Origin of the sequence: Dissulfurirhabdus thermomarina (genome assembly GCF_012979235.1) — a bacterium.
GTDB classification, from domain to species: Bacteria; Desulfobacterota; Dissulfuribacteria; order Dissulfuribacterales; family Dissulfurirhabdaceae; genus Dissulfurirhabdus; species Dissulfurirhabdus thermomarina.
In genome coordinates, this window is sequence record NZ_JAATWC010000001.1 from 248032 (window position 1) to 274060 (window position 26029).

At 69.5% G+C, this 26029-nt stretch carries 24 protein-coding genes; 17 read left to right on the top strand and 7 right to left on the bottom strand.

Annotation, left to right across the window (positions count from 1 at the left end; translation table 11 throughout):
* Positions 1-60: 60 nt before the first annotated feature.
* Positions 61-972 carry a hypothetical protein gene (locus HCU62_RS01160; protein WP_163298867.1) on the top strand — a complete coding sequence of 304 codons (912 nt, stop codon included), beginning with the start codon at positions 61-63 and terminating at the stop codon, positions 970-972.
* A 33-nt stretch (positions 973-1005) separates the two neighbouring features.
* Here the strand turns inward: HCU62_RS01160 and rlmN are convergent, their stop codons facing one another.
* Both rlmN and HCU62_RS01170 read right to left on the bottom strand, forming a co-directional pair.
* Positions 1006-2076, bottom strand: coding sequence for a dual-specificity RNA methyltransferase RlmN (gene rlmN / locus HCU62_RS01165; RefSeq protein ID WP_163298866.1), 1071 nt, complete (start codon positions 2074-2076; stop codon positions 1006-1008).
* On the bottom strand, positions 2073-3464 hold the full coding sequence (locus HCU62_RS01170) for an ATP-dependent 6-phosphofructokinase (protein WP_163298865.1): 1392 nt from the start codon (positions 3462-3464) through the stop codon (positions 2073-2075). The genes rlmN and HCU62_RS01170 overlap by 4 nt, the downstream gene beginning before the upstream one ends.
* 258 nt (positions 3465-3722) lie before the next feature.
* Between HCU62_RS01170 and murI the strand changes: the two genes are divergently transcribed.
* Entirely contained in the window at positions 3723-4523 is an 801-nt protein-coding gene (murI, locus tag HCU62_RS01175; protein WP_163298864.1) for a glutamate racemase, read from the top strand.
* 19 nt (positions 4524-4542) lie between these two features.
* Here the strand turns inward: murI and kdsB are convergent, their stop codons facing one another.
* The 4 genes from kdsB to ileS are packed head-to-tail and all read right to left on the bottom strand — an operon-like array spanning position 4543 to position 9648.
* Positions 4543-5307 (bottom strand): 3-deoxy-manno-octulosonate cytidylyltransferase, encoded by a 765-nt coding sequence (gene kdsB, locus HCU62_RS01180; protein ID WP_163298863.1) that lies wholly within the window; start codon positions 5305-5307, stop codon positions 4543-4545.
* Between the two features lie 14 nt (positions 5308-5321).
* Complete coding sequence (rsmI, locus tag HCU62_RS01185) at positions 5322-6224, bottom strand: 16S rRNA (cytidine(1402)-2'-O)-methyltransferase (RefSeq protein WP_163298862.1); 903 nt, start codon at positions 6222-6224, stop codon at positions 5322-5324.
* On the bottom strand, positions 6202-6804 hold the full coding sequence (locus tag HCU62_RS01190; protein ID WP_163298861.1) for a CDP-alcohol phosphatidyltransferase family protein: 603 nt from the start codon (positions 6802-6804) through the stop codon (positions 6202-6204). The genes rsmI and HCU62_RS01190 overlap by 23 nt, the downstream gene beginning before the upstream one ends.
* Positions 6805-6813: 9 nt before the next feature.
* Entirely contained in the window at positions 6814-9648 is a 2835-nt protein-coding gene (ileS, locus tag HCU62_RS01195) for an isoleucine--tRNA ligase (RefSeq protein WP_169755356.1), read from the bottom strand.
* A gap of 172 nt (positions 9649-9820) precedes the next feature.
* Here ileS and efp point away from each other — a divergent pair, with 172 nt between their 5' ends.
* From efp to cysC, 3 genes are all read left to right on the top strand, one after another.
* Positions 9821-10384 (top strand): elongation factor P, encoded by a 564-nt coding sequence (efp, locus tag HCU62_RS01200; protein WP_163298020.1) that lies wholly within the window; start codon positions 9821-9823, stop codon positions 10382-10384.
* 3 nt (positions 10385-10387) lie between these two features.
* Positions 10388-11293 carry an EF-P lysine aminoacylase EpmA gene (epmA, locus tag HCU62_RS01205; RefSeq protein WP_163298021.1) on the top strand — a complete coding sequence of 302 codons (906 nt, stop codon included), beginning with the start codon at positions 10388-10390 and terminating at the stop codon, positions 11291-11293.
* 115 nt (positions 11294-11408) lie between these two features.
* Positions 11409-12026, top strand: a complete 618-nt coding sequence (gene cysC, locus HCU62_RS01210) for an adenylyl-sulfate kinase (RefSeq protein ID WP_163298022.1) — start codon at positions 11409-11411, stop codon at positions 12024-12026.
* A 7-nt stretch (positions 12027-12033) separates the two neighbouring features.
* Here cysC and HCU62_RS01215 read toward each other — a convergent pair whose 3' ends face one another.
* Entirely contained in the window at positions 12034-13251 is a 1218-nt protein-coding gene (locus HCU62_RS01215; RefSeq protein WP_163298023.1) for an O-antigen ligase family protein, read from the bottom strand.
* Positions 13252-13413: 162 nt separating this feature from the next.
* Here HCU62_RS01215 and ahcY point away from each other — a divergent pair, with 162 nt between their 5' ends.
* From ahcY to HCU62_RS01275, 12 genes are all read left to right on the top strand, one after another.
* A complete protein-coding gene (gene ahcY, locus HCU62_RS01220) occupies positions 13414-14727 on the top strand; it encodes an adenosylhomocysteinase (protein WP_163298024.1) in 1314 nt (437 codons plus the stop codon).
* Positions 14728-14739: 12 nt separating this feature from the next.
* Positions 14740-15882 (top strand): DegT/DnrJ/EryC1/StrS family aminotransferase, encoded by a 1143-nt coding sequence (locus HCU62_RS01225; protein ID WP_163298025.1) that lies wholly within the window; start codon positions 14740-14742, stop codon positions 15880-15882.
* Entirely contained in the window at positions 15879-17180 is a 1302-nt protein-coding gene (locus tag HCU62_RS01230; RefSeq protein WP_163298026.1) for a nucleotide sugar dehydrogenase, read from the top strand. The genes HCU62_RS01225 and HCU62_RS01230 overlap by 4 nt, the downstream gene beginning before the upstream one ends.
* A 21-nt stretch (positions 17181-17201) precedes the next feature.
* Complete coding sequence (locus tag HCU62_RS01235; protein ID WP_163298027.1) at positions 17202-18233, top strand: NAD-dependent epimerase/dehydratase family protein; 1032 nt, start codon at positions 17202-17204, stop codon at positions 18231-18233.
* A gap of 51 nt (positions 18234-18284) precedes the next feature.
* On the top strand, positions 18285-19148 hold the full coding sequence (locus HCU62_RS01240; RefSeq protein ID WP_163298028.1) for a hypothetical protein: 864 nt from the start codon (positions 18285-18287) through the stop codon (positions 19146-19148).
* The gene (locus HCU62_RS01245) at positions 19145-20035 is read left to right on the top strand and encodes a sulfotransferase family protein (RefSeq protein ID WP_163298029.1); all 891 of its coding nucleotides are present in this window, start codon (positions 19145-19147) and stop codon (positions 20033-20035) included. The genes HCU62_RS01240 and HCU62_RS01245 overlap by 4 nt, the downstream gene beginning before the upstream one ends.
* Positions 20032-21357, top strand: coding sequence for an O-antigen ligase family protein (locus tag HCU62_RS01250; RefSeq protein WP_163298030.1), 1326 nt, complete (start codon positions 20032-20034; stop codon positions 21355-21357). Before HCU62_RS01245 ends, HCU62_RS01250 begins: the two co-directional genes overlap by 4 nt.
* On the top strand, positions 21354-22430 hold the full coding sequence (locus HCU62_RS01255; RefSeq protein WP_163298031.1) for a glycosyltransferase family 4 protein: 1077 nt from the start codon (positions 21354-21356) through the stop codon (positions 22428-22430). Before HCU62_RS01250 ends, HCU62_RS01255 begins: the two co-directional genes overlap by 4 nt.
* Positions 22431-22687: 257 nt before the next feature.
* On the top strand, positions 22688-23827 hold the full coding sequence (locus HCU62_RS01260) for a glycosyltransferase family 4 protein (protein WP_181447985.1): 1140 nt from the start codon (positions 22688-22690) through the stop codon (positions 23825-23827).
* Positions 23824-24420, top strand: coding sequence for a sugar transferase (locus tag HCU62_RS01265; protein ID WP_163298032.1), 597 nt, complete (start codon positions 23824-23826; stop codon positions 24418-24420). The genes HCU62_RS01260 and HCU62_RS01265 overlap by 4 nt, the downstream gene beginning before the upstream one ends.
* 14 nt (positions 24421-24434) lie before the next feature.
* A complete protein-coding gene (locus tag HCU62_RS01270; RefSeq protein WP_163298033.1) occupies positions 24435-24848 on the top strand; it encodes an acyltransferase in 414 nt (137 codons plus the stop codon).
* A gap of 13 nt (positions 24849-24861) precedes the next feature.
* A complete protein-coding gene (locus HCU62_RS01275) occupies positions 24862-26007 on the top strand; it encodes a DegT/DnrJ/EryC1/StrS family aminotransferase (RefSeq protein ID WP_163298034.1) in 1146 nt (381 codons plus the stop codon).
* Positions 26008-26029: the final 22 nt, after the last annotated feature.

Below are 26029 nucleotides of genomic sequence, written 5' to 3' on the forward strand. Positions count from 1 at the left end.
GGGTTTTTTGAACCAAACGCGGCCCGCCCGCCACTCAAGGGAAAAAAGAGGAGGTGTCCCATGCGGTATCTTACCCCTTCATCTCGTCCGGGCGGCGCGGCCCTGGCGGCCCTGCTGTTCCTCGTGTCCCTGGCCGGGCCGTCCTTGGCCGACCCCCTCCCCGACATCACCCTCGCCAACGTCTACCTCGACCAGTACTGCAACATCCACGTCTCCGCTGCCAACATCGGCCAGGCGGGGGTCCCCCTGGGCAAGTACCCCATGTCCGAAAACGTCCGGGTGGCCGTCTACCTCGACGGCCAGACGGGGAGCAACTGGTGCAGCACCTACCTTTCGACCTTCGACCCGAACCGGTCCCTGAGCCATCCCGCCGGCTCCGTCACCGGGCAGATGGGCCGGCGGCTCGACCCGGGCCAGCCCCACGAGGTCCGGGTAGTCTTCGACCCCGCCGCCAGCCTGGACGAGGTGACCAAGGCCAACAACAGCATCACGCGGACGCTCACCTGCCAGCGCCCGCTGCCGGACCTCGCGGTCACCTCGGTCACCCTCACGCCCCCCACGGCGGCCGGTTTCTGCGAGATCAAGGTCACCGTGCGGAACATCGGCCAGGGCGAGATCCCGCCCGACGAGTTCTCCCATGGGTATCTCGATTTCAGCGCCGGCGGGGTGCGGAACGGGTATTCCTTTCCGTACATCGACAAGGCGGGCGCCCTGCGTCACCCGGGCGGCGAGATCCAGGTCTCCCCGCCGGGGGCCCTCGGGCGGGTCGCCCGGAACCAGGCCGTGACCCTGACCGTGGACGCGGACAGCGACGGGCCGGGCAACCACCAGAGCACCATCGTGGAGTCCAACGAGGCCAACAACCGCGTCACCCGCGTCCTTCGCTGCCTTCCCACCTTCCAGACGAAGCCGCTTCCGGGGCCCCTGGCACCGAAGCCGCGGACGATCCCCAGGATCCCCAGGTCGCGCTGAGGGCGGCCCGACTCCGGCCGGGTGCCGCCGCGGTCAGGCCGCGGCGGCGTCTTTTTCCCGGCCGTCGGCCGTCCGTTGATCCTCGGCGTAGAGCTGGCCGCAGGCGGCGGCGATGTCCGTTCCGCGGCTCCGGCGGACCGTGGCGTTCAGGCCCGCCTCCAGCAGGACCTGCCGGAAGGCCTCCACGCGGTGGTCGGACGGCCGGCGGAAGGGGATGCCGGGGCACTCGTTGAAGGGGATGAGGTTCACCTTGGCGCGGAGGCCTCGGAGGAGGTCCGCCAGGCGCCGGGCGTGGGCGGGCGCGTCGTTCACCCCGGCCAGGAGGAGATACTCGAAGGTGATCCGGCGCCGGCGGGGGAGGGGGTAGCGTCGGCAGGCCTCGAGGAGTTCGGCCAGGGGGTGGCGGCGGTTGACGGGCATGAGGCGGCTGCGGAGCTCGTCGTCCGGTGCATGGAGCGAGACGGCGAGGCCTACGTCCAGGCTCCGGCCGAGTTCCAGCATCTGGCGCGGGAGCCCGCAGGTGGAGACGGTGATCCGCCGCGTGGAGAAGTTGAGGCCGAGGTCGTCCGCCAGGATACGGATGGCCCGGGCCAGGGCGGGCAGGTTGGCGAGGGGCTCCCCCATGCCCATGAAGACGAGGTTGCGGACGGGCCCGGGCGCGTCCCCGAGCCGCTCCACGGCCGCGAGCACCTGGCCGGCGATCTCGCCCGGGGTGAGCTGGCGGACGAGGCCCATGCGGGCGGTGCGGCAGAAGCGGCAGCCCATGGCGCATCCGACCTGGCTCGAGACGCAGAGGGTGCGCCGGCGCTCCTCGGGGATGTAGACGCTCTCCACCCGGGCCCCGTCGGGGAGACGCCAGAGGAACTTCCGCGTCCCGTCCGCGGATCTCTGCTCCCCGGCGGCTGTGAAGCCCCGGATCTCGCCCGCTTCCGCCAGGGCCGCCCGGAGGTCCTTGCCGAGGTCCGTCATCTGCTGGAAGGAGACGGTCCCGGGCCGCCAGAGCCACCGGAAGACCTGGCGCCCGCGCCAGGCCGGGAGCCCGAGCTCGTCGCGGACCCAGGCCTCCAGCTCGTCGCGGGGGAGACTTCGCAGGTCGGCCTTCACGGCGTTTCGGCCGGGTGGACGGCCAGGTTGAACTGGCCCGTGGACTCGAGGACGCTCATCCAGAACCGGCTGTTCAGGTTGATCCGCTTGCGCCGCTTGATGGCCTCCTTGATGGGGACGTGGACGTAGCGGCCGTTCCAGTGGCTGACCATGAGGCCGGTCTTCCCGGCCATGGCGGCGTGGACGGCGTTTTGGCCGAGGTTGGCGCAGTAGAGACTGTCGTCCACGTTGGCCGGCACGCTCCGGATGATGTAGCTCGGGTCGATGTAGCGGAGGTTGACCTCGAGGCCCACCTCGGCGAAGTGGGCCCTGAACCGGTCCCGCAGGAAGACGCCGATGTCGCCCAGCTTGATGTTGCCGGAGGCGTCGCGTTCCTCCTTGTCGCCCCGGACGTAGCGCTGCCCGGCCCCCTCGGCCACCACCACCACGGCGTGGCCGCGCTGGCGGATCCGCTGCTCCACGGCCTGGAGGAGGCCGCCCTCGCCCTCGAGGACGAAGTCGGCCTCGGGGATGAGGCAGAAGTTCACCTCCCGGAGGGCGTTGGTGGCCGTGGCGGCGATGAAGCCCGAGTGGCGGCCCATGAGCTTCACCAGCCCGATGCCGTTGGGGGCCCCCACCGCCTCGGTGTGGGCACTCCGGATGGCCTCGCAGGCCATCTGGACCGCGGTGTCGAAGCCGAAGGTCTTGAAGACCAGGTAGATGTCGTTATCGATGGTCTTGGGGATGGCCACCACGGAGATCTTGAGCTGTCGGCGCTGGATCTCCTCCACGACCTTGGCCCCGGCCCGGAAGGTCCCGTCGCCGCCGATGAGGAAGAGGACGCCGATGTGCATCCGCTCGAGGGCGTCCACGATGCCCTCGATGGGCTGGTGCCCGCGGGAGGAGCCGAGGATGGTGCCGCCGTACTCGTGGATCCGCTCCACGCGTTCGGGGGTGAGTTCCATGACGGGGAGGCCGTATTCCGGGATGAAGCCCCTGAGCCCGTAGCGGATGCCGAAGGTGGACCGGACGCCGTAGCCGTGATAGAGGGCCAGGACGATGGCACGGATGACGTCGTTGATCCCGGGGCAGAGCCCTCCGGCGGTCACGATGGCGCACCGGAGCTTCGTGGGATCGAAGTAGATGTGGCGCCGCGGCCCGGCCAGCTCGAAGGAGGGCGGGGTGCGCCCCGCCTTGAGGGCCGCCTCGAAGCAGCGGTGGGAGACGTTGACCAGGACGCGGTTGTCGTCCGAGACGAAGTGCCCTTGCTCGGTCTGGATCAGGGGAGAGGGGACCTTGGCCGCCCCCAGGGTGGGGATGGCGGTCTCCACCGACTCGTCGAGGCCGATATCCTCGAGGAGGTCGATCTCCGATCGGGTGTCTTCCCCGGTGTGGCAGAATTCGTTCATGGCCTGGTCTCCTCCCGGTGCGCGCCGCGCCACCGGCCTGCTCTCCATGTTGTCGGCATTCGGGAAGGGTGGCGAAAATGCCGGGGCCTCCCGTCTTGCGCCTCCACCCGGCCGGGCCTCGCCGTTGGGCGGCTTTCGGCGGTGCCATCATCATTAAGGCACGGCGGGGGACGCTGTCAACGTCGGGCGCGTCGTGGTAGGATGCCGTCTCATCCTGGCCCGTGACGACGAGGCCGACATCGGGAAGGAGGGCCTGGCATGGGGGCGGCAGCGCCCATAGGGGTCTTCGACAGCGGGGTCGGGGGGCTCACCGTGGTGCGGGAGCTGGAGCGGCTCCTCCCGGGCCGACCCATCATCTATTTCGGCGACACCGCCAGGACGCCCTACGGGCCGAAGAGCCCGGAGACCCTGGTCCGCTACGCCGTGGAGGACACGGAGTTCCTCCTCTCCCGGGGGGCCGGGGTCGTCGTCGTCGCCTGCAACAGCGCCTCGAGCGTGGCCGTTCCCGAGCTGCGCCGGCGCTTCTCCGTCCCGGTCTTCGAGGTGATCACCCCCGCCGTGGAGTTGGCCCTGGAGGTCACCCGCCGGGGGGTCGTGGGGGTCATCGGGACCCGGGCCACGGTCTCGAGCGGGGTCTACGAGCGCCAGCTCCGGGCCCGGGCCCCCGGGGTGCGGGTCCACAGCCGCCCCTGCCCGCTCTTGGTCCCCCTGGTGGAGGAGGGGTGGCTCCGGACCCGCGAGACCCGGATGATCGTGAAGAAGTACCTCCATCCCCTGAAGGTCCGCCAGGTGGACACCCTCATCCTGGGCTGCACCCACTACCCGCTGCTCAAGGAGGTCATCCAGGCCAAGATCGGGCGGCGGGTCCGGGTCATCGACTCCTCCACCGTGGTGGCCCGGCGGGTCCGGGACGCCCTGGCCGAGGGGCCCGAAACCGCCTCTACCGGCGGGCCGCGGAGCCGTTTCTTCGTCTCGGATCTCACGCCCAATACCGTCCAGGTGGTCCGCCGGTTCCTCGGACGGCGGGTCGAGCTGGAGAAGGTCTCGGTCCCCGGCTGACGGCGGGGGCCGGGGCGCCTTACGCGCCGGCCGCCGGCCCGAGCCGGCGGACCGTCTCGAGGTCCGCCGCCGTGTCCACCTCGGGAGGGGCCTCCGGGACGATCTCCACCCCGATGGCGAAGCCGTTTTCCAGGGCCCGGAGCTGTTCGAGCTTCTCCCGCCGTTCCAGCGGGCCCCGGGGGAGGGCCACGAAGGCCTGGAGGAAGTCGGGCCGGTAGGCGTAGAGGCCGAGGTGGCGGAGGAAGGCGGGCGCCGCCTCCGGCGGCGGCTCCCCGTCGCGGTCGAAGGGGATCCGGGCCCGCGAGAAGTAGAGGGCCCGGCCGCGCCGGTCCACCACCACCTTCACCCGGTTGGGGTCGTCCGCTTCGGCCGGGTCCAGGGGGCAGGCCGGGGTGGCCATGGCCACGGAGGGGTCGTCGCGGAGGCGCCGGACGATGGCCTCCACCGGGCCGGGGGCGAGCAGCGGCTGGTCGCCCTGGATGTTCACCACGAGGTCGCCGGGGGCGAGCCCCAGGGCCCGTACGGCCTCGGCGATCCGGTCGGTGCCGGAGGGATGCTCCGGCCGGGTGAGGAGGGCCTCTCCGCCGGCCCCGCGCACGCGGTCCAGGATCCGGGCGTCGTCCGTGGCCACCACCACCCGGTCCACGCAGGCCACGGCCCGGGCCCGTTCGAGGACGTGGAGGATCATGGGCCGGCCGTGGATGTCGGCGAGCGGCTTTCCGGGGAGGCGCGAAGACCCGTACCGGGCCGGAATGACGGCGACGACGCTGGAGTGACGGGGCATGGGGCGACCTCGGCTCAGTCCTCTTCCGCCCCCCGGCCGGAATCGTTCCGGGCCGCGAGGGCGCGGGCGTAAGTATCCCCCCGGGGAAGCCCGGTGGCAAGGGCCACCAGGGCCGCGGCGTCCCGGACCGACAGGCGCCGTCCCTCGACGAGGGCCGCGAGCAGGCGGTCCACCCCGGGCCGCGTCTCGGCCCCGGCCGCCCCGCCGGCGGGGGGCGCCCCCGCCACCGCCAGGGTGATCTCGCCGCGGATCGGCGCCGCCCGGGTCATGGCGTCCCGGATCTCGGCGAGGCTCCCGGCCAGCAGCGTCTCGTGGATCTTGGTGAGCTCCCGGCCCAGGGTGGCCGGTCGTTGCCCGCCGAGGACCTCGACGGCGTCCGCCAGCATGGCCGGCGCGCGGTGGGGGGCCTCGAAGAAGACCAGGGTCCGTGGGTCGCCGGCCAGGTCCCGGAGGGCGGCCAGCCTGGCGGGCCGCCGGGGCGGAAGGAACCCGGCGAAGACGAAGGTGTCGGCGGGGAGTCCCGCCACGCTGAGGAGCGTGGTCACCGCCGAGACACCGGGCACCGGCCGCACCGGGAGCCCTGCCTCCAGGGCCCGGCGGACGAGGCGGCGGCCGGGGTCCGCGAGCGCCGGGGTCCCGGCGTCCGAGGCCAGGGCCACGTGGTCGCCGGCCCGGAGGCGGTCGAGGATGCCGGGGATCCGTTCCTCCTCGTTGTGCTCGTGGCAGCTCAAGAGGGGCCTTCGGAGGCCGAGGGCCGCCAGCAGCCGCCGGGTGCGGCGGGTGTCCTCGGCCACCACCAGGTCCGCGGCCCTGAGGGCCTCCACGGCCCGCCGGGTGATGTCCCCGAGGTTCCCGATGGGGGTCCCCACCACCCAGAGGGCCCCGGGGGCGGCCTTAGCGGGCGAGGCGGCGCACATGGAGGATGCGCTGGAGGGCCGTCGCGTGGGCGAGGACGGCGATGAGCCCCACCAGGGGCAGGATCCAGCCGGTGAGCAGGGCCGCCCCGAACAGGAGCAGCCGTTCGAACCGGGTGGCGAGCCCCACCCGGCACTCGAAGCCGAGGCCCTCGGCCCGGGCCCGGGTGTAGCTCACGAGCAGGGAGCCGGTGAGGGCCGCGAGCACCAGGGCCGCCTCCGGGAGCCCCGCCCCCGGCCGCCGCCAGAGGTAGGCGAGGAGGCCGAGGAAGAGACAGAATTCCCCGTAGCGGTCCAGGGTGGAGTCGAGGAAGGCGCCGAAACGGGTCGCCCCTCCGAACTCCCGGGCCAGGATGCCGTCCACGGCGTCCAGGGGGCCGAGGAAGAGGAGCACCAGGGCCGCGGCCGCCGGGTGTCCCAGGGCGAGCACGGCGGCGGCCGCGGCGCAGCCGGCCAGCCCCAAGAGGCTCACCCCGTTGGGCGTGACCCCCAGCCGGTGGAGGGCACGGGCCACGGGGAGGAGGAGCGGGCGGCACCGGCGGCGGCACCAGCCGGTGAGGCCCGGGTCCGGAACGGCGCCCATCCGCCCGGCTCAGCCGGCTTCCGGGGGCGCCAGCTCCGCCAGCACCCCGGCACAGCGGCCGCAGACCTCGGGATGGGCCGGGTCGGCGCCGAGGTCGGTCCGCCAGGTCCAGCACCGCGGGCACTTTTCGCCCGGGGCGGGCCTCACCTGGACCTCGAGGCCGGGGATCGCCTCGCTCTTCCAGACGGGGCCGAGGGCCGGGTCGAGGGCGTCCGCCGGCTCCAGGGCGGAAACCAGGGTCACGGTCTCGAGGAGGGCCCGATGCTCCCGGACGAAGGCGTCGAACTCGCCGGGGGCCCGCACGCGGACTCCGGCGTCCAGGGCGAGGCCGATGCGCTTTTCCGTGCGGGCGAGTTCCAGGGCCTTGGTGAACTCGGCCCGCAGCGCCCAGACCCGTTCCCAGTGGGCCTCGAAGCCGTCTGGGAGGGGGAGTTCCGGGGGGTCCGGGAAGGGGGCGAGGAAGACGCTTTCTGCGCGGTCGGCCGCCCCGGGGAGATGGCCCCAGGCCTCTTCGGCGGTGAAGGAGAGGATGGGGGCCATGAGGCACAGGAGGTCCGCGGCGATGCGGTGGAGGGCCGTCTGGGCCGAGCGCCGGAGACGGCCGCCGGGCAGCTCGCAGTAGAGCCGGTCCTTCAGGATGTCGAGGTAGAGGGCGCTCAGGTCCACCGTGCAGAACTGGTGCAGCCGGTGGAAGATCACGTGGAAGTCGTAGGTCTCGTAGGCCCGGCGCACCCGGCGGGTGAGCCCGCCCAGGCGGTGGAGGGCCCAGAGGTCCAGGGCTTCCAGCCGGTCGAAGGGGAGGGCGTCGGCGGCGGGATCGAAGTCCGCGAGGTTGCCCAGGAGGTAGCGGAGGGTGTTTCGGATCTTCCGATAGGCCTCGGTGAGGCGCTGGAGGATCTCGTCGGAGATCTTGATGTCGTCGCGGTAGTCCTCGGCAGCCACCCACAGCCGGAGGACCTCGGCGCCGTAGCGCTTGATGACGGCGTCGGGCGGGATGACGTTCCCCACGGACTTCGACATCTTCTTCCCCTCGCCGTCCACCACGAAGCCGTGGGTGAGGACCGAGCGGAAGGGGGCGCCGCGGCCGGTGGCGACGCCGGTGAGGAGCGAGCTCTGGAACCAGCCCCGGTGCTGGTCGCTGCCCTCGAGGTAGAGGTCCGCCGGGGCGGCCAGGTCCGGCCGGGCCTCGAGCACTGCGGCGTGGCTCACCCCGGAGTCGAACCAGACGTCGAGGATGTCCTCCGACTTGGCCAGCTCCGTTCCCCCGCAGGCGGGGCAGCGGGTGCCTGGCGGGGCCAGCTCCGAGGCCGGCCGGGCGAACCAGGCGTCGGCGCCCTCGCGGGCGAAGATGTCCACCAGGTGGTCGGCCACCTCCGGGGTCATGACGGGGCGGTCGCAGGCGGTGCAGGTGAGCACGGTGACCGGCACCCCCCAGGCCCGCTGGCGCGAGATGCACCAGTCGGGCCGGGCCTCCACCATGCCGCGGATGCGGTTCTTGCCCCAGCCCGGGATCCACGTGACCCCCTCGATGGCCTCGAGGGCGTCCTTCCGGAGCCCCTTGGCCTCCATGGAGATGAACCACTGGGGGGTGGCGCGGAAGATGACCGGGCGCTTGCAACGCCAGCAGTGGGGATAGCTGTGGGAGAGGGTCCCCGCGGCCACCAGGCGGCCCCGCTCGCGGAGGAGGTCCACGATGGCGGCGTTGGCCTCGAAGATGTCCTGCCCGGCGAAGAGGGGGACGTCGGCGGTGAAGCGGCCGCGGTCGTCCACCGGGGAGTAGGTCTCGAGGCCGTAGCGGCGGCCCGTCTCGTAGTCTTCCGCGCCGTGGCCCGGGGCGGTGTGGACGCAGCCCGTGCCGGCGTCGAGGGTGACGTAGTCCGCCAAGACCAGCCGGCTGGGCCGATCGAGGAAGGGGTGGGCGAGTTCGAGCCCCTCGACCTCGGCGGCGTGGAAGCGGCAGAGGACCCGGGGCGGCCCGCCTGTACGCCCGGCCTCGGCCAGGACGGCGGCCAGGCGCCCCTCGGCCACGATCCAGGTCTCCCCCTCCATCTCCACGGCCACGTAGTCGAAGTCGGGGTGGAGGGCCACGGCGAGGTTGGCCGGGAGGGTCCACGGCGTCGTGGTCCAGATCAGGACCGAGGCCGGGCCGGGGAGGGGGGCGCCGGCCAGCTCCGCCAGCCGCGCCTCCAGGGCCTGGCCCGCCGGGAACTTCACCGTGATGGAGGGGGAGGCGTGGTCGGCGTATTCCACCTCGGCCTCGGCCAGGGCGGTGACGCAGGTGGGGCACCAGTAGACGGGTTTCCGGCTGCGCACCACGTGGCCGTCGAGGAAGATCCGGCAGAACTCCCGGCAGATGGCGGCCTCGTAGTCGTAGGTCATGGTGAGGTAGGGGGCCTCCCAGTCGCCCAGGACCCCGAGGCGGCGGAACTCTTCCTTCTGGACGCGGACGAAGCGCTCGGCGTAGCGCCGGCAGGCCCGGCGCATGGAGAGGCGGTCGGTCGCGCGCTTCTTCGGCCCCAGCTCCTTCTCCACGTTGTGTTCGATGGGGAGGCCGTGGCAGTCCCACCCCGGGACGAAGGGGGCGTCGAACCCCTGCATCTGGCGCGATTTCACGATGATGTCCTTCAGGACCTTGTTCACCGTGTGGCCGAGGTGGAGGTGGCCGTTGGCGTAGGGCGGCCCGTCGTGCAGGATGAACCGCGGCCGGCCGCGGCCCTGTTCCCTGAGCCTCCGGTAGAGGCCCGTCTCTTCCCAGCGCCGGAGCATCTCGGGCTCGCGCTGGGCGAGGTTCGCCTTCATGGGGAATCCGGTCCGGGGGAGGTTGAGGGTCTTCTTGTAGTCCATGTCGTCCGGGTCCTTCCGGGGTGGTTCGGGCGCCGGCCCGCGCGGGCCGCCGTGGGCGCCATCTTACACCAGGGGTCCGGGCTGGGCCAGCACGGTTGAACTTTGGGGCCGGATCCACTATAAGTGGCGGGAAAAAGGGGCCGGGATCGCGCCGGCCTCCGGGAGAAGCACCGTGTACGATTCCTCAGATCTGCGAAAGGGCCTCAAGATCGACATCGACGGGGAACCTTACATCATCACCGAGTTCCAGTTCTCGAAGCCGGGCAAGGGCCAGGCCCTCTACCGCTGCAAGCTCAAGAACATGATCACCGGCTTCACCATGGACCGGACCTACCGCTCCGGCGACAAGTTCAAGCCCGCCGACCTCGAGGAGGTCCGCATGCAGTACCTCTACCGCGACGGCGAGGGCTTCCACTTCATGAACACCAAGACCTACGATCAGGTCACCATGCGCGAGGAGGCCCTGGGCGAGGCCCGCAACTTCCTCATGGAGAACATGGAGGTGGACGTCCTGCTCTTCCAGGGGCAGCCCATCGACATCACCCTCCCCAACTTCGTCGAGCTCACCGTCACCCGGGCCGACCCCGGGGTCCGGGGCGACACCGCCACCGGGGCCACGAAACCCGTCACCCTCGAGACGGGTTACGAGGTCCAGGTCCCCCTCTTCATCGAGGAGGGGGAGGTCGTCCGGATCGACACCCGCACCGGGGCCTACGTGGAGCGGGTCAAGAAGTAGCGGGTGCGGCGGCGCCGGCTCATCCTCCGGGCCCAGGTGGTGGAGGCCCTCCGGGCCTGGTTCCGCTCCCGGGGCTTCGTCGAGGTCCAGACGCCGATCCTGGTGGGCGCCCCCGCCCCCGAGCCCGAGATCGACGCCTTCGCCGTGGCCGGGGCCGGTTACCTCGCCCCGTCCCCGGAGCTGGCCATGAAGCGGCTCCTCGCCGAGGGATTCGACCGGATCTTCCAGCTCGGCCCCGTCTTCCGGCGGGGAGAGAGGGGGGGGCGGCACCTGCCGGAGTTCACGATGCTCGAGTGGTACCGGGCCGGGGCCGACTACCACGCCCTCATGGCCGATTGCGAGGCCGTGCTCCCGGTGGCGGCGCGGGCGGCCGGGCACCCGGGGACGGAGGTCCACTTCGGCGGGCGGGTGGTGGACCTCGCCCCGCCCTATCCCCGGCTCCCGGTCCGGGAGGCCTTCCGGCGCTTGGCCGGGTGGGAGCCCGGGGCCGATCCCGATCCCTGGCGTTTCGACCACGACATGGTGGAGCGGGTGGAGCCCGCCCTGGACGCGGGGCGCCCGGTCTTCCTGGTGGACTACCCGGCCTCGCGGGCGGCCCTGGCCCGGCTCAAGCCCGGGGACCCGGCCGTGGCGGAGCGGGTGGAGCTCTACGCCGGCGGGCTCGAGCTCGCCAACGGTTTTTCGGAACTCACCGACCCCGCCGAGCAGCGGCGGCGGTTCGCCCGCGACCGCGAACGCCGGCGCCGGGCCGGACTCGACCCCTACCCCATGCCCGAGGCCTTCCTGGAGGCCCTCGGCGCGGTGCCGGCCTGCGCCGGCATGGCCCTCGGGGTGGACCGGCTGCTCATGCTGCTCCTCGACTGCCCGGAGATCGACGGGGTGGTGGCCTTCGCCCCGGGGGCGGCGTGACCGGGCCGGGCGGCGGGGAACGGGCGTCAACCGATCGGCCGGGCGGCCGATAGGGAAACCAGGGGGGCGGCGGTCCGGACCGCCGCGCGCCGAATCGGGCAAAGGAGCACCGCGCATGAGCTTTACCATTTGGTTCACGGGTCTTTCCGGGGCAGGGAAGACCACCCTCTCCCGCCGGGTCTACCTCGAGATCCGGCGCCGGAGCCTCCGGGCGGAGCTGCTCGACGGGGACATCATCCGCTGCAACTTCAGCCAGGAGCTGGGTTTCACCCGCCGCGACCGGGACATCAACGTCCGGCGGATCGGGTTCGTCTCGTACCTGCTCACCAAGAACGACGTCATCAGCGTCGTGGCGGCCATCGCCCCCTACGCCGAGGCCCGGGCGCAGAACCGCCGCCTCATCGGGCGCTACGTGGAGGTCTTCTGCGATTGTCCCCTCGAGGTGGTGGAACGCCGAGACGTCAAGGGCCTCTACGCCCGGGCCCGGGCGGGGGAGATCCCGAACTTCACCGGCGTCTCCGACCCCTACGAACCGCCCGAGGCCCCGGAGGTGGTGGTGCGGACCGACCGGGAGACCGTGGAGGAGAGCACCCGGAAGGTGCTCGGCTACCTGGAGGAGCAGGGCCTGCTCCCGCCCGCCGAGGCCTGCCGGCGGTGCGACTACTCCGAGGCGGACGAGGCGGAGTGGCGCCGGAACCTCGTGGCCCTGGGCTTCGCCCGGCGGGAGGGCTAGATCGGGCTCAGGCGGCCGTGCCGTTCGAAGGCCGCACCGGCGCCGCCGCCCCCACCGCGAGCCCCAGGCACCACCAGAGAAGGGTCCCCACGTGGCGGGAGAAGAAGGCGGCGTTCACCACGAAGGCCAGGAAGGGGCAGAGGGCCAGCCCCAGCAGGACGCGGCGGCGCGGATCCGCCCAGAGGCGGGCGCCGTAGGTGCGGGCCGCCCGCCAGAGGGCGTAGAGGAAGACCGCCACCGCCGGAAGCCCCGATTCCACGGCGATCTCCAGGAAGAAGTTGTGGGGGAAGGTGAGGTGGCCGGCGGCGGTAGGGGTCGGGAGCGTGGCCTGGGAGGCGTGGATGCCCCGGCCGAGGAGGGGCGCGCTCTTGATGAACGGCCAGCTTTCCTGCCACAGGTCGATCCGGGCGTCCTTCATGCCCACCAGGCGGTGGATCCGCAGGGCCAGGAGGCGGCGGCCGGCGGCCAGGGCGGCCAGGGCGGCGGCCGAGACGGCCGCCAGGCGCCACCGCCCCCGGGGGGCCGACCGGAAGACGGGCGCCGCCAGGGCCAGGGCGGCCAGGGCGGCGATCCAGGCCGAGCGGGTCCCCGTGAGGATGACGGCGGCCAGGGTGACGGCCGCGGCCCCCGCCGCGGCCCAGGTGGCGGCCCCGCGCCGCTTTCCGGCCAGGAGGGCCAGCGCTGCCGGGAGGGCCGCCGCCAGCACCGGTGCCAGGTTGTTGGGGTTTTCGAAGGTGGCGGTGGCGCGCGGCCCGTGCAAGGGGTTCCCCATGAGGAGGTCGGTGCCGTGGGCCCACTGCCACAGGGTATCCAGGCCGAGGAGGCCGCCGATGGCGGTGAGGGTCCAGAGGGCGCGGTCGAGGGCGGCGGGGTTTCGCCGCACCCGTTCCGCCACGGCCGAGAGGGCGACGAGGCCGAGGAGGAAGGTCTTCCCCTCGCGCCAGGCGGCCGCCGGCCCCAGGGTGAGGAGCGAGGGGGCCCAGACCAGCGGGAGAAGCCAGAGCCCCCGTTCCTCGCGCAGCACCGGGAGGGGGAGGGTCCCCCGTGCGGCGTGCCACAGGAGGTAGAGGCCCGGGATCCATACGAGGAGCAGGGGGTTCGAGACCGCGCGGCCGGGCTCGGCCAGGGCGAAGGCCGCCGGGAGGGCGAGGAGGCAGAGCTCGAGGGCCGTGCCGGCCAGGACGGCCGTCCGTCGGCGGAGGGGGGTGTGGGCGGTGGTCGGCATGGGCTGGGCGGCCGGGCGCCCCGGCCACGCCTTTTTTACCCCGGACGCGGCCGGGGGGCAACGCCGCCGGCCCCGCTGGCGGCCGCCGGCAGAATCCGGTAGTATCTGGACGACCCCGGCGGGCCGCCGGGGCGTCCATCGCCATCCACGGAGGTGCACACCATGGCCGGTCAACCCGCCCGGAACGCCGAACCCGACTACAAGGTCGCCGACATCTCCCTCGCGGACTGGGGCCGCAAGGAGATCCGCATCGCCGAGAGCGAGATGCCCGGTCTCATGGCCCTCCGGGAGGAGTACCGGGGGCAGCGCCCCCTGGCCGGGGCCCGCATCGCCGGCTGCCTCCACATGACCATCCAGACCGCGGTCCTGATCGAGACCCTGCTCGAGCTCGGGGCCGAGGTCCGGTGGTCCTCGTGCAACATCTTCTCCACCCAGGACCACGCCGCCGCGGCCATGGCCGCCCGGGGCGTCCCCGTCTTCGCCTGGAAGGGGGAGACCGAGGAGGAGTACTGGTGGTGCGTGGAGCGGACCGTCCTCGGGCCGGACGGGTGGCGCCCGAACATGCTCCTGGACGACGGGGGGGACCTGACCCAGTTCATGCACGAGAAGCACCCGGACCTCCTCGCCGACGTCCGCGGCGTCTCCGAGGAGACCACCACCGGGGTGCACCGGCTCTACCAGATGGAACGGGAGGGACGGCTCCTGGTGCCGGCCTTCAACGTGAACGACTCGGTCACCAAGTCCAAGTTCGACAATCTCTACGGGTGCCGGGAATCCCTCATCGACGGCATCAAGCGCGCCACCGACGTCATGATCGCCGGCAAGATCTGCGTGGTCTGCGGCTACGGCGACGTGGGCAAGGGCTGCGCCCAGGCCTTCCGGGGCATGGGGGCCACGGTCTGGGTCACCGAGGTGGATCCTATCTGCGCCCTCCAGGCCGCCATGGAGGGTTACCGGGTGGTCACCATGGACGAGGCCGCGGACCGGGGCGACATCTTCGTGACCGCCACGGGCAACATCCGGGTCATCACCCACGAGCACATGCGGCGGATGAAGGACCAGGCCATCGTCTGCAACATCGGGCACTTCGACGCCGAGATCGACGTGGCCTCGCTCCGGCAGTACCCGTGGGAGAACATCAAGCCCCAGGTGGACCACGTGATCTTCCCCGACGGCAAGCGGATCATCCTGCTCGCCGAGGGGCGGCTCGTCAACCTCGGCTGCGCCACGGGGCACCCGAGCTTCGTGATGTCCAACTCCTTCACCAACCAGGTCCTGGCCCAGATCGAGCTCTTCACCAACCCCGGCAAGTACGAGAAGCGGGTCTACGTGCTGCCGAAGCACCTCGACGAGAAGGTGGCCCGGCTCCACCTTCGGAAGATCGGGGCGCACCTTACGGAGCTCACCGAGGAGCAGGCGGCCTACATAGGGGTCTCCCGGAAGGGGCCCTTCAAGCCGGACTACTACCGCTACTAGGGGCGCCCGCGGATGCCGGTGGCCTTCGTCGACCTCGCGGCCCAGTTCCGGCGCCTCGAGCCGGAAATCCGGGCGGCCGTGGAGGCCGTGCTCCGGCACGGGCGCTACGTCATGGGGCCCGAGGTGGAGGCGCTCGAGGCGGAGCTCGCCCGCCGGGCCGGGACGGCCCATGCCGTGGCCTGTTCCAGCGGGACCGACGCCCTCCTCCTCCCGCTCATGGCCTGGGGGATCGGCCCCGGCGACGCCGTCTTCACCACCCCCTTCACCTTCGTCGCCACCGCCGAGGTCATCGCGCTCGCCGGCGCGGAGCCGGTCTTCGTGGACATCGACCCGGCCACCTTCAACCTGGACCCGGCGGCCCTGCCGGCCGCGGTGGCCCGGGTGCGCCGGGAGGGCCGCCTCCGGCCCCGGGCCGTGATCCCGGTGGATCTCTTCGGCCTCCCGGCCGACTACGACCGGATCCGACCGGTGGCCGAGGCCGAGGGGCTCCGGGTCTTGGAGGACGCGGCCCAGGCCTTCGGGGCCGCCTACCGGGGCCGTCCCGCCGGGGGGCTCGGCGACGCCGGGGCCACGAGTTTCTACCCGGCCAAGCCCCTGGGGGCCTACGGCGACGGCGGGGCGGTCTTCACCGACGACGCCGACCTGGCCGGTCTCCTCCGATCCATCCGCGTCCACGGGCAGGAGGGCCACCAGTACGAGAACGTGCGGATCGGGCTGAACGCCCGGCTCGACACCCTCCAGGCGGCAGTGCTCCTGGTCAAGCTCCGGGCCTTCGACGCCGAGCTGGCGGCCCGGCAGCGGGTGGCGGACTACTACGGGGCGGCCCTCGAGGGCGTGGTCCAGGTGCCGGAGGTGCCGGAGGGGTGCCGGAGCGCCTGGGCCCAGTACAGCGTGCTGCTGCCGGAGGGCACCGACCGGGAGGCGCTTCGCGCCCGCCTCCTGGAGCGGGGGATTCCCACCATGGTCTACTACCCGAAGCCGCTCCATCTCCAGCGGGCCTTCGCCGGCCTGGGCCACCGGGAGGGGGACTTCCCGGCGGCCGAGGCCGCCTCCCGCCGGGTCCTCAGCCTGCCCATGCACCCGGATCTGTCGGAGGCCGACCTCCGGGAGGTCACGGGGGCCCTCCGGGCCGCGCTCGGGGAGGCCGGGCGATGAGTCTCCTCCGGCGGATCCGCGCCCGGGAGGCCCGGGTCGGGGTCATCGGCCTCGGCTACGTGGGGTTGCCCCTGGCGCTGGCCTTCTGCCGGGCGGGGTTCCGGGTGACGGGCTTCGACGTGGACGAGGAGAAGGTCCGCCGCCTCGCCCGGGGCGAGAGCTACATCCGCCACGTGCCGTCCGACCGGATCTCCGCCTGCGGCGACCGCTTCACCCCCACGGCGGATTTTGCGCGCCTGGCCGAGGTGGACTGCATCCTCGTCTGCGTCCCCACGCCGCTCACCCGGCACCGGGAGCCCGACATGACCTATGTCTTCGGCACGGCCCGGACCGTGGCCCGCCACCTCCGGAAGGGGCAGCTCGTGGTGCTCGAGTCCACCACCTACCCGGGGACCACCGACGAGGACCTCCGGGCCATCCTGGAGGAGAGCGGGCTTCGCGCGGGGCGCGACTTCCACCTCGCCTACTCCCCGGAGCGCGAGGATCCGAACAACCCGGACTACTCCACCACCGACATTCCGAAGGTGGTGGGGGGGCTCACGCCGGGTTGCCTGCGGGCGGCCCGGGCCCTCTACGACTGCGTGGTGGTCCGGACCGTCCCCGTCTCCTCCACCCGGGCCGCCGAGGCCGCCAAGCTCCTCGAGAACATCTACCGGGCCGTGAACATCGCCCTGGTCAACGAGCTCAAGGTCCTCTTCGACCGGATGGGGATCGACGTGTGGGAGGTGATCGAGGCGGCCAAGACCAAGCCCTTCGGCTTCCAGGCCTTCTACCCGGGTCCGGGGCTCGGGGGGCACTGCATCCCCATCGACCCCTTCTATCTCTCCTGGAAGGCCCGGGAGTACGACCTTTCCACCCGGTTCATCGAGCTGGCCGGCGAGGTCAACACGCGGATGCCCTACCACGTGGTGGAGAAGACCGTGGCGGCCTTGAACGCCCGCGGGAAAAGCATCAAGGGCGCCCGCATCCTGATCCTCGGCCTCGCCTACAAGCGGGACGTGGACGACATCCGGGAATCGCCGTCCCTGAAGTTGATCGAGCTGTTCCAGGACAGGGGGGCCCGGGTGGCCTACAGCGATCCTTATGTCCCTCGGACTCACCGGATGCGGAGGTACGACTTTCGCATGCGCTCGGTGCCCCTGACGCCGGCGAACCTGAAGAGACACGATTGCGTGGTGGTGGCCACGGATCATTCCTCCGTGGATTACCGGATGGTGGCCGAACACGCGGCCCTCGTGATCGATACCCGAAACGTCGTGCCCGGCGCGGGGCGGCGGAAAAACATCGTGAAAGCCTGAAGGCACCCGGGAGGGTCTGGATTGAAAATCGACGAGATCAAGCACGGCTTGCGCCGCGCCCCGAAGCGGTGGCTCGTTACGGGGGTGGCCGGGTTCATCGGCGCCAACCTGCTCGAGGCGCTCTTGGAACTGGACCAGGAAGTCGTCGGCCTGGACAACTTCGCCACGGGCCACCGGCGGAACCTGGATGATGTCCAGTGGAGCGTCGGCGAGGAGGCGTGGGCCAGGTTCCGTTTCGTGGAAGGTGACATCCGGGACCTGGATACGTGCCGGGCCGTGTGCGAGTCCGTCGACATCGTCTTGCACCAGGCCGCTCTCGGAAGTGTCCCGAGGTCCATCGAGGACCCCATCCGGACGAACCAGGCCAACATAGACGGATTTCTCAACATGCTGGTGGCCGCCCGGGATGCCGGCGTCCGCCGTTTCGTGTACGCGGCGTCGTCGTCGACCTACGGCGACCACCCGGCGTTGCCGAAGCGGGAGGACGTGGTGGGGCGACCTCTCTCCCCCTATGCCGTCACCAAGCGGGTCAACGAGATGTACGCGGAGGTGTTCGCGAGGGTCTACGGGTTCGCCTCCATCGGGCTGCGGTATTTCAACATCTTCGGCAGGCGGCAGGACCCGAACGGGGCCTATGCCGCCGTGATTCCAAGGTGGATCGGGGAACTGTTGGCCGGCCGCCGGCCCGTCATCTTCGGAGATGGGAAGACGAGCCGGGACTTCTGTTACATTGACAATGCCATCCAGGCCAACTTGCTGGCGGCGATGGTCGAAGACGAGGCGGCCGTCAACCAGGTTTACAATATCGCCGTCAACGCCCAAACGAGCTTGTATGAGCTTTTCACCAAGATCCGGGAGGCCCTTTCCGTCTATGTCCCGGCTCTCGGGGAGGTGGAGCCGGAATACGGAGATTTCAGGCCCGGGGACGTACGCCATTCCCGGGCGAGCATCGACAAGGCCGCCGCCTTGCTGGGCTATGCCCCGACGCATGACGTGGATGCCGGACTTTCGGAAACGGTGCAGTGGTATTTCCGGAAATGGGAGCGTCGCTGATGGGGCCACCGTTGCTTCGGGGTGCCGGTGGACCAGGAGGAGTAAGGCGTCATGACCGGTAGGGCCGGGTTTTCTGTTGTTGCCGAACCGAAGGAAGGGCGCTCAGACTGCGAGGGCCTTCCCGGCGAGATCCACTTGGTGGATCTCCTCCACGTCTTGTGGCTGCACAAGGCCCTCTTCGCGTTTTGCCTCTTGCTCTTCCCCTGTTCGGCGGGCTTTTGGTGGTATGCGAAGGGTCCCGCCTATCGAAGCGAGGCCACCGTCGCCGTGGGCCGGCTGACTCTCCCCGGGTTGGCCGGCGGCGCCGGCTTGAGGGTCTTCCTCGAGGATCCCGTCCTGCTCAAGGCACGGCTCTCGCTTCGGTACAAGGGAGAAGGGTTGGAGGTTCGGCCCGGCTCGGACCTCGGCCGCGGCCTCCTGGAGCTCTGTGTGCAGGCATCGTCTCCGGCCGCCGCGCAGCAAACTCTGGAACGGATCTTGGCCGACCTCTTGGCCGAACATCGAAGGCGCTTTGCCGCCTACCAGGGCTACCTTCGAGACGCCGCGGCGCTTCTCGACGTGACCGACGCCGATGGGGCGCGAGCGCGGCAGGGCCCCCCGACGCTCGGGCGCGCCGCCGTCTCCGGGATCACCGGCCGGGGAACGGGCCGGGGAGAAACGGCGGGAGGACTTCACGGCTTCCCGGGGCGCCTTCTGGTCTTGGGGGCCCAGGAGCCCTTTTCCTGCCCGACGCGGGTGCTCGAGGCACCGACGCTGCCCGGCGACGAAACAGGGCCGGGCCTTCCCCTCGTCTTGGTCCTTGGGCTTGTATTGGGGGGCGCGGTGGGCGCCTTGTCATGCCTGTTCCTCGAGGCCCTGCCCGGGATGCGCCGGCGGTTTGCATGCCTCCAGGCCCGAGGGGAAGGTCGTTCATGAAAACGGCACGTCCCAAGAAGACAAGGGGCATACCGCCCGTCATCATCTGCGGGATGCATCGATCCGGGACCTCGCTTGTGGCGCGGATCCTCGAGGCGGCCGGTCTTTTTATCGGGAAGCGGAAGGACCGGAATTCCGAGGCGTTGTTCTTTTCCAGGATCAACGACTGGATACTGCGGCGGTGTGGGGGGAGTTGGGACTTCCCCGGACCGGTACGTTGGCTGTGGCGCAGCGAGGAGCTCCGGGCTCTGGTGCTCGATATGCTCGACGGGTGGCTCAAGCACCCACTGGCCATCCAGTACCTGGGGCTGGGGGCCTGGGTGAGGTACGGGGATGTCCGGGCACTCGAAAGGCCATGGGGCTGGAAGGATCCCCGCAGCACGCTGCTCTTGCCTTTGTGGACGGAGGTCTTCCCGGATGCGAAGGTCGTGTACGTGGAACGACACGGGGTGGACGTCGCTCGTAGCCTGTTCGTTCGGGCGCACCGGGAGGTCCAGATCCAGCGGAGGCGCTACGCGCGTGCCGGATGGTTGTATCTGCTGTACCAGAGGTACCGGTCACGGGGGTTTTCCGGCTCGGCCAGGTGCCTGGATCTGGAGGGAGGATTTGAATTGTGGGAGGAATACGTCTTGGCGGCCGGCAGACATGCTGAAGCCCTGTCGGGGCGTTTTTTTTCAGTCCCATACGAAAAGTTTGTGCAGGATCCCGAGGCCTGGTTGCGGGATTTGTGCGCTTTTTGCGGGCTGGAACCCGGTCAGAAACAGATCGAGACATGCCGCCGGCTCGTGGACGGCGGCCGGGCACACGCTTACCGCCACGACGAGGCGCTCGTCCAGTTTGCCCTGGAACACGACGATCGGCTCGGGCCGTACAAGTCGAAACCTTGAAGTATCTTCCAGTGTCGGAACGTTTGATGATGCGTTTCCCCTTCGGCGTTATTTTCGGCTGTCTTTTGCTGATTGTGCTGATATTTTTCCCGTTGGCGCATCATGAAATCAAGTTGTCTCTTTTCGGCGTTGCAGCTTTCCTGGTGCTTGCCAGAAGCATAGTGCTAGAAGGCCGGATTGGTTTGGCCCGGGAAGTATGGTTTTGGTTCATGTGGTACGTCATTTGCGGTTCTTTTTACGCGTTATATGGAGCTGTCGAGAGAAATCCAGGTGCATTCTTCTCCCTTGCCATTTATTTGGTGTGGCCGGTCGTCTACGTTGGCCTGGTCGCTGGCGCCGCTCTTGACGACAGATTCATCCGCTGGCTTTTGCGGACCTGCGTGGTGGGGCTCTTTTTGGTTTCCGCCTTGGGTGTCATGGCGGTTTTGGGGGGGATTGGATGGATATCGGCCGACTACGTGCCCCTTTTGAGCCAGGATCAAGCCGTTGTTTTATTCCCCGGCCTTTCTCGCATGCGTTATCGGCCGATTTCGTCACTTTTTTTCCTTCTACCCTTCGTCGCCACGAGCCTTATGGCGCCCCGCTCGTGCTGGGACCAAGTTGCAAGCCGGGGCCTGAGATGGTTGGCCTTATTGTTGGGGACCTTTGTGGTGTTCGCCTCTGGCCGGCGGGCCTTGATGCTGGTCGCGGTTGTCGGACCCTTGTTGGGATTCCTGCTGTTGTTCACGTCGACGGGGGTCTCGCGCCGCGCCTTTTTCCAAGTCCTGTTGGCCATCATCGGCGGCATTTGCCTGCTCATAGCGCTCCCTCCTATAAGCCTTCAAGGGATATGGCAGTGGTTTTGGGGCGGATTCAACCCGGCCCAGGATACAAGTGCCGCGATCCGGGGGGCACAGGGCGACTTTTTGACGAAGGCATGGCTTTCTGCTCCATACCTGGGGCATGGACTTGGATCGGTGGCGCCGGTCGTGCGATCTTCGGCCCGGCCATGGCAGTATGAGTTGCAATACCACTTGCTTCTCTTCCAGACGGGATTGGTGGGAGTGGCCTGCTATTCGGCCGGGATTCTTTGGATGATCGGCAAGGCTTACAAGATTTCCGCTGCGGATCCCGGGCCCGGCGCCTTTTTGATCCCCACGATAGCCGGACTGGCGGGAGTCTTGATCGGGAATGCCTCCAACCCCTACCTGCAAGCGTATGGGGCCTTGTGGATGGTCTTCCTGCCCTTGGCAATCATCAATCATTGGTGCCTGCATGTCCGGGGGCCCAAGCGCCCATCGGGATGCATCATGGCACGAGAGTCTCCCCTGATCGTTTCATGAAAATCCTGGCCTTGACCCGTTATTCATCGCTCGGGGCGAGCAGCCGGGTGCGCTCTTATCAATTTTTTGAATATTTTCAGGAGCATGGTGTTGATGTGCGGTGTTGCCCGTTTTTCGATGCCGCTTACTTGGCCAACCTCTATGGAGCGGGGAGGCGTGATTGGGGCAACCTTTGGCGTGCATATTCCAGAAGGATTGGAGCCAGCTGGGGGCAACGGCGCAAGGAAATCGATCTCTTGTGGATCGAAAAAGAAGTTTTGCCCTGGCTGCCGGCGCCAGTGGAACGCTTTCTTTGGCTGTCACGTTTTCCTTACGTCGTAGATTATGATGACGCCGTTTTTCATAATTATGATTTGCATCCTTCTGGTTTTGTGCGGCGCCTGTTGGGGCGAAAGATTGACAGCATCATGGCCGGCGCTGAGCTCGTAACCGCCGGCAATGCTTACCTTGGAGAACGTGCAAGGCGGGCGGGCGCCAAACGGGTTGAAATAGTGCCAAGTGTAGTCGATACAGAGAAATTCCGGCCCAAATTTGTGCCGGGGGGCGAGGTCTTTACCATCGGGTGGATTGGGACTCCTTTTACGGCCAGGTACCTGGACCTGGTGGCAGGTTCCTTGGCGGAAGTGTGCAAGGGGAGGGGGCGGGTTGTATTGGTCGGGGCAGGCGCCGTTTCACTGCCGGGGGTACCCGTGGAGGTCCGTCCCTGGTCCGAGGACACCGAGGTGGCCGAGATCCAAAGTTTTGATGTCGGCATCATGCCATTGCCAGACGGGCCGTGGGAACGGGGGAAATGTGGCTACAAGCTTATCCAGTACATGGCTTGCGGTAAACCGGTGGTTGCTTCTCCTGTCGGGGCGAATCGAGAAATCGTTCGTGACGGTGAGACGGGATTTCTGGCGGATGGGCGAGATGGGTGGATATCGGCCCTCCAGGCCTTGATGAATGACCCGGGGAAGCGGATTCGAATGGGGCGTTCGGCGCGTGAAAGGGTCGTGGCCCATTATTCCCGGCACGTCGTTGCCCCCCGGCTCCTACAGCTGCTGGAACAGGCCGCCGGCGCCGCGGTTGGGTGAATGTCTGAAACCCGGGCCTTCGTCCTTGTTTGCCTCGGGTTGGGACTCGCCCTCGGTCGCATCTCCGAAAGCGATATAAGGAAAGGTATAGGGTCGGTCCCGCCCCGCCCGGGGGACTTTCCCGTGTTCGGACCCATTCGGCGCAAGTGGGAGGAACACCTTCCCGGCCGCCGGAATTGGCAGTATCCCCTCTGGAACGTGTTGATGTTTCAGGCCTGGATGGATAACGAAAGGGAGGCGGGGGCCGGGAGCGAACGATGGAAGCGTCCGGGGGTGCCGCCGTGAAGGTGGTCGTGGCCGCCAGCTATGACCGGTCCCTCGTGACCTTCCGCGGCCCGCTCATCCGGGCCATGATCCAGGGGGGGCACCAAGTGGTGGCCGCCGCCCCGGTCTTCTCGGCCTCATCCCGGAGGTTTCTGCAAGACCTGGGCGTTACGTGTGTTGAGGTCCGGATGGCACGGACGGGGGTGAACCCCGTCCCGGATCTCTTCACGATGGCCGCCTATTATCGCCTCCTGCGAAAGGAGCGACCGCAGCTCCTGCTCGCCTACACCGTCAAACCCATCGTGTATGGGGGGATGGCGGCGCGGCTGGCCGGCATCCGCGGATTCTTCCCGATGGTGACCGGCCTGGGATACGCCTTCACCGGGGATGCCGCCGGCCGGCGCCTCGTTTCGACGGTGGTGCGGCACCTTTACCGGGCGGCTTTGAAGGGGAGCCGGGCCGTTTTTTTCCAAAACCCGGACGATCTCGAGGAATTCCGGCGGCGGGGAATCCTGGGGGCGTCGGCCCGCGCGGTGGTCATCAACGGCTCCGGCGTCGACCTGGATGACTTTGCGGCCGTCCCCTTGCCCCGGGAGCCCGTTTTCTTCATGGCTGCCCGGCTCCTGAAGGACAAGGGGGTCCGGGAATACGCGGAGGCGGCCCGGATCGTTCGCCGTGCGCATCCCGAGGCCAGGTTCCGGCTGGCCGGATGGTTGGACCGCAATCCAAGCGCGATAAAGAGGGATGAACTCGCGGCCTGGGTGGAGGAAGGCGTGCTGGAGTATCTCGGTGCGCTGGAGGATGTCCGCCCCGCCCTGGCGAAGGCCCGGGTCTATGTCCTGCCCTCGTACCGCGAGGGTACGCCCCGTTCGGTCCTGGAGGCCATGAGCATGGGGCGGCCCGTGGTGACCACGGACGTTCCCGGTTGCCGGGAGACGGTGATCGACGGCGTCAGTGGTTTCCGGGTGCCGGCTCGGGATCCCGGGGCCCTGGCGGCGGCTTGCCTGCGGTTCGTCGAGCAACCGGAACTGGCAGATTGCATGGGGCGGGAGGGCCGCCGCCTGGCTGAGGAGAGGTACGACGTCCACAAGGTGAACGCGGTGATCCTCGAAACCATGGGGCTTGCCGGATGAAACGGATCCTGGACCTGGCGCTGGCCACGGCCGCTTGCCTGTTCCTCCTGCCGGTCATGGCGGCGGTGGCCTTGATGGTGCGCATCTTCCTCGGCGCCCCGGTGTTCTTCCGCCAGGTGCGGCCGGGGCTGCACGGCCGGCCCTTCGTTCTCTACAAGTTCCGGACCATGACCGATGCCCGGGACGCCCGGGGGAACCTCCTCCCCGACGAGCAGCGCCTGACACGCCTCGGGCGTTTTCTGCGGCGGACCAGCCTGGACGAATTGCCGGAGTTGTTCAACGTGCTCAAGGGAGAAATGAGTCTGGTCGGCCCCCGGCCGTTGCTCATGGAATACCTCAGGCTCTATACTCCTGAGCAGATGCGGCGCCACGAGGTCCGCCCCGGCATCACGGGGTGGGCCCAGGTGAACGGCCGAAATGCCATATCGTGGGAGGAAAAGTTCCGGCTGGACGTCTGGTACGTGGACAACCGGAGCCTCTGGCTGGATCTCAAGATCCTCTTCCTGACCCTGGCCCAGGTGGTGAAGGGCAGGGGCATAAACCAGCCGGGATGCGCCACGGCCGAGCGTTTCAAGGGCTCCCGGTCAGGGTGAGAGTGGGCGAGCGGATGGGCGGCAAAGATCCAGGCGACCGGTTCGCCGAGTGGACATACCCGGAGATCGAGGACGGCGTCCCGACCAAGTACCACTGGATCGTTCGGCATCCCGACGGGTTCCAGCTGGGGCGGCGGACGGACATCGGGGCCTTCACCTATATCAATGCGAAGAACGGGGTCATCATCGAGGATGAGGTCCAGGTGGGGTCGCACTGCTCCATCTACTCGGTCTCCACCATCGACGGCCGCGAAGGACGGGTCCGGCTCGCCCGGGGATGCCGGGTCGGTACCCACAGCGTCATCATGCCGGGGGTCACCATCGGGGAGAACGCCGTCATCGGGGCCTTCAGTTTCGTCAAGTCGGATGTCCCGGCCAACTCGGTGGCGGTCGGGGTGCCGGCCCGGGTGATCAAGAAGCGCCCGTGAGGTGTGCGGCCGGATGAACGACGAGAAGCCTCCCCGGCTCTACCTTTCCCCGCCCCATATGGGCGGAGCCGAGTTGGACCTGGTCCGGGAGGCCTTCGCCTCCAACTTCATCGCGCCCGTGGGCCCCATGGTGGAGGCTTTCGAGGCGGAATTCGCGGCCTATACGGGCATGGCCGCCGCCGCCGCGGTGAGCAGCGGCACGGCGGCCCTGCACCTGGCCATGCGCCTCTTAGGCGTGGGGCCGGGGGACGAGGTCCTGGTCTCGGACCTTACCTTCATCGGGAGCGTCACCCCCGTCGTCTACCAGGGGGCGGTCCCCGTCTTCCTCGATTCCGATCCGGCCACATGGAACATGGATCCCGCACTCCTGGCCGAGGAGCTGGAGGAGCGGCGCCGGCGAGGCCGGCGCCTCCCCCGGGCGGTGGTGCCGACCGACATCTACGGGCAAGCCTGCGACCTCGACCGGATCCTGGAGCTTTGCCGCACCCACGAGATCCCGGTGGTGACGGATTCCGCCGAGGCCGTGGGCACCCGTTACAGGGGGCGCCACGCGGGCAAGGGGGCCCAGGCGGCGGCATTTTCCTTCAATGGCAACAAGATCATCACGACGTCCGGTGGCGGCATGTTGGCTTCGGACGACCCGGCCCTGGTGGAGGAGGCTCGGTTCCTCGCCCAGCAGGCCAGGGACCCGGCGCCGCACTACGAACATAGCCGGCTGGGCTACAACTATCGCCTGAGCAATCTGCTGGCGGCGGTGGGAAGAGGTCAGCTCCGGGTCCTCGAGGACCGCGTCCGGAAGAAGCGGTGGATCTTCGAGGCCTACCGGGCGGCACTGGGAGACCTGCCCGGCATCACCTTCATGCCCGAGGCCGGTTACGGGAGATGCACCCGGTGGTTGACCGTCATCCTGGTCGACCCGGCGGCCTTCGGCGCCGACCGCGAGGTGGTTCGTGCGGCCCTGGAAGAGCACAACATCGAAGCCCGCCCGGTCTGGAAACCCATGCATCTTCAGCCGGTGTTTCGGCATTGCCGGGTCGTGGGGGGCGGGGTGAGCGAGGATCTCTTCCGGAGAGGGTTGTGCCTGCCCTCGGGGACGGCCATGGGGGAGGCGGAGATCGACCGGGTGGCCGCCGTGATTCGCCGGGTGCACAGGGGCTGACGGACTTCGCCGCCCTGGAGTT

Bases quoted from the DNA above. Each gene is read 5' to 3' on its own strand.
- kdsB (WP_163298863.1), bottom strand. From the start codon at position 5,307: ATGCCCCGTCACTCCAGCGTCGTCGCCGTCATTCCGGCCCGGTACGGG.
- rsmI (WP_163298862.1), bottom strand. From the start codon at position 6,224: ATGTGCGCCGCCTCGCCCGCTAAGGCCGCCCCCGGGGCCCTCTGGGTG.
- HCU62_RS01270 (WP_163298033.1), top strand. From the start codon at position 24,435: ATGGGCGGCAAAGATCCAGGCGACCGGTTCGCCGAGTGGACATACCCG.
- HCU62_RS01260 (WP_181447985.1), top strand. From the start codon at position 22,688: ATGGAAGCGTCCGGGGGTGCCGCCGTGAAGGTGGTCGTGGCCGCCAGC.
- HCU62_RS01265 (WP_163298032.1), top strand. From the start codon at position 23,824: ATGAAACGGATCCTGGACCTGGCGCTGGCCACGGCCGCTTGCCTGTTC.
- HCU62_RS01255 (WP_163298031.1), top strand. From the start codon at position 21,354: ATGAAAATCCTGGCCTTGACCCGTTATTCATCGCTCGGGGCGAGCAGC.
- HCU62_RS01275 (WP_163298034.1), top strand. From the start codon at position 24,862: ATGAACGACGAGAAGCCTCCCCGGCTCTACCTTTCCCCGCCCCATATG.
- HCU62_RS01160 (WP_163298867.1), top strand. From the start codon at position 61: ATGCGGTATCTTACCCCTTCATCTCGTCCGGGCGGCGCGGCCCTGGCG.
- HCU62_RS01240 (WP_163298028.1), top strand. From the start codon at position 18,285: ATGACCGGTAGGGCCGGGTTTTCTGTTGTTGCCGAACCGAAGGAAGGG.
- HCU62_RS01225 (WP_163298025.1), top strand. From the start codon at position 14,740: ATGCCGGTGGCCTTCGTCGACCTCGCGGCCCAGTTCCGGCGCCTCGAG.
- HCU62_RS01190 (WP_163298861.1), bottom strand. From the start codon at position 6,804: ATGGGCGCCGTTCCGGACCCGGGCCTCACCGGCTGGTGCCGCCGCCGG.
- HCU62_RS01245 (WP_163298029.1), top strand. From the start codon at position 19,145: ATGAAAACGGCACGTCCCAAGAAGACAAGGGGCATACCGCCCGTCATC.
- ileS (WP_169755356.1), bottom strand. From the start codon at position 9,648: ATGGACTACAAGAAGACCCTCAACCTCCCCCGGACCGGATTCCCCATG.
- cysC (WP_163298022.1), top strand. From the start codon at position 11,409: ATGAGCTTTACCATTTGGTTCACGGGTCTTTCCGGGGCAGGGAAGACC.
- ahcY (WP_163298024.1), top strand. From the start codon at position 13,414: ATGGCCGGTCAACCCGCCCGGAACGCCGAACCCGACTACAAGGTCGCC.
- HCU62_RS01215 (WP_163298023.1), bottom strand. From the start codon at position 13,251: ATGCCGACCACCGCCCACACCCCCCTCCGCCGACGGACGGCCGTCCTG.
- HCU62_RS01230 (WP_163298026.1), top strand. From the start codon at position 15,879: ATGAGTCTCCTCCGGCGGATCCGCGCCCGGGAGGCCCGGGTCGGGGTC.
- murI (WP_163298864.1), top strand. From the start codon at position 3,723: ATGGGGGCGGCAGCGCCCATAGGGGTCTTCGACAGCGGGGTCGGGGGG.
- HCU62_RS01170 (WP_163298865.1), bottom strand. From the start codon at position 3,464: ATGAACGAATTCTGCCACACCGGGGAAGACACCCGATCGGAGATCGAC.